Source organism: Arsenophonus sp. ENCA, assembly GCF_002287155.1.
Taxonomy (GTDB): Bacteria; Pseudomonadota; Gammaproteobacteria; order Enterobacterales; family Enterobacteriaceae; genus Arsenophonus; species Arsenophonus nilaparvatae.
In genome coordinates, this window is the sequence record NZ_NHNG01000098.1 from 1 (window position 1) to 4172 (window position 4172).

The window sequence follows — 4172 nt, forward strand, 5'->3', positions numbered from 1 at the left end:
CATAAACGATTATCTCGTAACAGCCGCTCTTTGTTGATCATTTCAAACCTTTATTCTCTAAGTTAAACCTCTTTTTATTCTCAATAGCGTGACAAAAAATGCAAGTCTCTATTCAGCAACTAGTTTATTGTTATTATGGCGGCTGGCAATGGCGCTGAAGATTTAGATCATAAATTATACAATGAATATAGAAATCGTAATGACGATGGTGATAATGGTGCAATTCGTGTTGGTGCAGGCGATAAAAAATACTTGATCCCCACTGATTTCACCACTTATGGCAGCATGATACATGTGCAAGGATGGGGGCTAAATGTTGTCACAACCGGTTATAACGATTTATACAATACCGGTGAGCATAATAATTATACCCATACTTTTTCGGGTACATCATCTGCTACGCCGATTGTTGCTTCCGCTGTTGTGGCGATCCAATCATGGTATAAACAATATATTGGTGAGGTTATTAAACCAAAAGACATGCGTTCACTGTTAATCGAAACAGGCACACCGCAAGGATACCATCAAACTAGTAATAAATGGATAAATATTGGTCCATTACCTAATGTACGCCGAGCAATTAATACGCTACAAAGGCGTTTACAATAAATAAGCGCTAAATATGATCATTAATAATATAATATAATATAATATAATATAATATAATATCTTTCTTTATGGTAATTTTTTAGCGAATTAACTTAAAAGCAGATCGCAAAATTTATCTTTTAGGCTGATTAAGATCTGGTTTTTTATCCCATTATCTGAAAGAAATAAGATTAAATATTATAAAAAATAGCATAAAAAAAGCCAGTTTTAACTGGCAAACATATCAAACACAACACCAGGTAAAGTCTCTATCTAACAAGAATAGAATGAACAAATAAGGCGTAGAAATTGCAAGGACTAATTAGAGGATAGGTTAAAAATAATTATTTTCTATCTTTATTGATGATAATATGAGGCATATCAAAAAAACAGCCATATTAATTAACGTTAATGAAATAATATGACTTATAGTTCAACCTATAAATTAACCTTAATTAACTGAATTATAATATTTTTTTAATGTTTTTCTGCTATAATACTCTATTATTACTCGCAAAATGACAACAAGTTGCAAAATGAAAATTGGTCTTTTTTATGGTTCCAGTACCTGCTACACCGAAATGGTTGCAGAAAAAATCCAGTATAATCTAGGTAAAGAATTAGTTGATTTATATAATCTTAAAGATATTTCGCCGCAATTAATGGAAAATTACCAAATTCTGATTTTAGGTATTCCTACTTGGGATTTCGGCGAACTACAAGAAGACTGGCAAGCAATTTGGGATGAACTCTGTTCGTTAAATTTAGCCGGCAAAATTGTATCCCTATATGGTTTAGGCGATCAAATCGATTATAGCGACTGGTTTCTTGACGCACTTGGTATGCTTTATGAACAGCTATTACGGATGCAAGTTAAATTTGTCGGCTTTTGGCCTACAACAGGATATACCTTTAGCAGCCTTAAACCATTAACCGCTGATGGTAGCCAATTTGTCGGACTAGCGCTCGATGAAACCAACCAATTCGAACAAACAGATGAACGAATAGAACAGTGGTGTATGCAAATATTAAATGAAATAGAAGCCTTATTATAAGGCTTCTATTTCATATCAAATATCAGGGTACTGCAACAACAATTGATTTAAGTTGCGCCATTCCTCTTCTGGCATACTATCTGAAGCAATCCATAACCGAATCCGCTTATTACATTGCAATGAACGAAGAGTAAGTTTTATACCAAATAAGCAAAACCAAGGTTTTTTAACAATCAGCCATTCACTTTTCTTCCACTGTATCTTATTACCATTAAGTAAAGCTAAACTACCTTTACAACGACTTATATTTTTTTGACTCCTTACCCAACTTGCCACAATTAATAAGGTCGCTATCAACCAAGTGACTAGATTATTTGGCGGCCAAGATGAAAAGAAAACTAACAAGCCAATTCCCACATGAACACCCGTTGAAAAAAGCTGTGTCAGCCACGAAACATTGATATTAAATTTCCAAAGAACCACGTTGTTTATTTCTACTCTGTATCAATTGAATCATATGATAAAGACCATCATCAGGACGTCCATGATTCATCAACCAGTTGAACAAATCAGGATCTGCACACTCTAGTAAACGAACAAACAGACATTTCTCATCCTCTGTGAGTGAATCATATTCATACTCAAAAAAAGGCATAATGGCGATGTCCAACTCACGCATTCCTCTGCGACAAGCCCAGTGGATCCTGGGTTTATTATTGATATCCATACGATAAAATAACCTTAAAAACTTTTGTGAATAATTTTTGATTCCATATCAGAATTTAGCGTAGCAAATTCTCATCAATATCGAAATGATTTAAGTAACATTTTTGTAAAAACCACAACTAACCACTAACTAAAAACTTTATATAGATAAATTATTCAACATTAATTTTGTTAGTTAATTTTGATAATATTACTTGCTTTGTCTGTTAGCTATTTTACCATTATGACTACTCTTATCCAGGTTACTAGCGGATGAACACATGACAAGCCTAAATAAATTTACACCAGCAACTTGTGAAATAGACCATCAATTACCCTTAACGTTAATGTCACTTAATGATTGGAGTTTCATCACAGCAACAGGGGTTGATGCTAAAAAATATCTACAGGGTCAATTAACCGCAGATATTGCTACATTAACTGCACAACAACATATATTCACCGCCCACTGTGACGCCAAAGGAAAAATGTGGAGCACACTACGTTTATTTCATTATAATCAAGGCTTTGGCTATATTTTACGCACTAGTGTGGCAGCAAAACAACTTGCTGAACTGAAAAAATACGCGGTTTTCTCGCAAATAACACTCAGCCAGCAGCACAATACTGTGCTGTTAGGTGCTGCCGGCCAAGAAGTTCGTGACGCATTGAGCAGCCACTTTTCTCTATTACCCGATAAGGAAAAGCCCGTTATTCATCTAGGGCAGACGATTTTACTGCACTTTAGTTTACCGTTTGAACGTTTTTTAATTGTTACTGATGGTGCAACTGCCGCTGAACTAACAAAACATTTCCCCCAACATGGTGATAGTCAGCAATGGTTAGCTTTCGATATTGCCGCTGGAATTGCTAATCTTGATGTTGAGAATAGTGAACAATTTATTCCTCAAGCCGTTAATCTACAAGCATTACCCGCAAGTATTAGTTTTCAGAAAGGCTGCTATAGCGGGCAGGAAACGGTCGCTCGAGCAAAATATCGCGGCGCCAATAAGCGTGCCATGTTTTGGTTAACCGGGACAGCAAATACGCTGCCAAAAACTGGAGAGGCTATCGAGTGGAAAATAGGTGATAACTGGCGGCGTACTGGAACAGTATTAGCTGCTGTTACCATGACAAAAGGTTTTATTAGTGTGCAAGTTGTCATGAATAATGATATGCCTAAAGAGAGTATTTTTCGGCTGGTTGGCGAAACCAATAGTCAGCTCACTATTCAGCCTTTGCCTTACTCATTGTCGGAAGAGGAATAACATATCCGTCGATTGCTAATAAAAAGGTATTCAGATAAACAGTTTTCATATAGCAAAACAGGGATCCTGAAAATATCCCTGTTATAAAATTAATACCTAATTCCTAATTAATGTGATCTTATTCATTTTATTGGTAAAGAATACTGTTGGATCCCAGTCAGCAGGATTAACGTTGGGTGTAATCCATCAGTCTGGCTGTCAATAACGCGCTGATTGGCCATGTTTCAATCAGATGCAATGTGTTATGTCGAGCTAAATCAGCAATACTACTTCAACCCAGCTTTGATTTAATGTCGAACATGTCATTATAACCCTACCTCTATTATAGAAGGGCACCTCGAAAAACTCAAGATTTTCAATTAACCCTTGGCTTTCATTCTAAATAACACGAGTTTCGCACAAAACTAATTTGGGTACGCTAATAAAACACGGATGTGCTCAGCAATAGCATTTTTGATTACGTCCCAATTTTGTTGATAAAGGGTTATTTTTTCAGATATACGACGTTTATGTTGTTCAAACCACGCAGAAATAGCGAGAAAAATATGATTTCTTTGCGCTCGGCTCGTGCGAGCCTGACAGCGTTCAATACCACAATTTTGTTTAACTTCTCGAT

At 35.8% G+C, this 4172-nt stretch carries 5 protein-coding genes and 1 pseudogene; 3 read left to right on the forward strand and 3 right to left on the reverse strand.

The features are described 5' to 3' along the window. Positions 1–135: 135 nt before the first annotated feature. Entirely contained in the window at positions 136–609 is a 474-nt protein-coding gene (locus CBG25_RS02895) for a S8 family serine peptidase (protein ID WP_290604399.1), read from the forward strand. Positions 610–1124: 515 nt separating this feature from the next. Next, entirely contained in the window at positions 1125–1643 is a 519-nt protein-coding gene (gene fldB / locus CBG25_RS02900; protein ID WP_290604401.1) for a flavodoxin FldB, read from the forward strand. A 15-nt stretch (positions 1644–1658) separates the two neighbouring features. Here fldB and CBG25_RS02905 read toward each other — a convergent pair whose 3' ends face one another. Both CBG25_RS02905 and sdhE read right to left on the reverse strand, forming a co-directional pair. After that, a complete protein-coding gene (locus CBG25_RS02905) occupies positions 1659–2066 on the reverse strand; it encodes a protein YgfX (RefSeq protein WP_032115280.1) in 408 nt (135 codons plus the stop codon). After that, positions 2047–2310 carry an FAD assembly factor SdhE gene (gene sdhE, locus CBG25_RS02910; protein WP_290604405.1) on the reverse strand — a complete coding sequence of 88 codons (264 nt, stop codon included), beginning with the start codon at positions 2308–2310 and terminating at the stop codon, positions 2047–2049. Before sdhE ends, CBG25_RS02905 begins: the two co-directional genes overlap by 20 nt. Before the next feature lie 259 nt (positions 2311–2569). Between sdhE and ygfZ the strand changes: the two genes are divergently transcribed. Continuing rightward, positions 2570–3556 (forward strand): tRNA-modifying protein YgfZ, encoded by a 987-nt coding sequence (gene ygfZ, locus CBG25_RS02915; protein ID WP_290604406.1) that lies wholly within the window; start codon positions 2570–2572, stop codon positions 3554–3556. A gap of 404 nt (positions 3557–3960) precedes the next feature. On the opposite strand, the pseudogene CBG25_RS02920 reads toward ygfZ, so the two are convergent. Then, positions 3961–4172, reverse strand: a pseudogene (locus tag CBG25_RS02920) (hypothetical protein); the annotation flags it as partial.

Coding starts and splice junctions, on each gene's coding strand:
- CBG25_RS02895 (WP_290604399.1), top strand. CDS start 136: ATGGCGGCTGGCAATGGCGCTGAAGATTTAGATCATAAATTATACAAT.
- fldB (WP_290604401.1), top strand. CDS start 1,125: ATGAAAATTGGTCTTTTTTATGGTTCCAGTACCTGCTACACCGAAATG.
- sdhE (WP_290604405.1), bottom strand. CDS start 2,310: ATGGATATCAATAATAAACCCAGGATCCACTGGGCTTGTCGCAGAGGA.
- ygfZ (WP_290604406.1), top strand. CDS start 2,570: ATGACAAGCCTAAATAAATTTACACCAGCAACTTGTGAAATAGACCAT.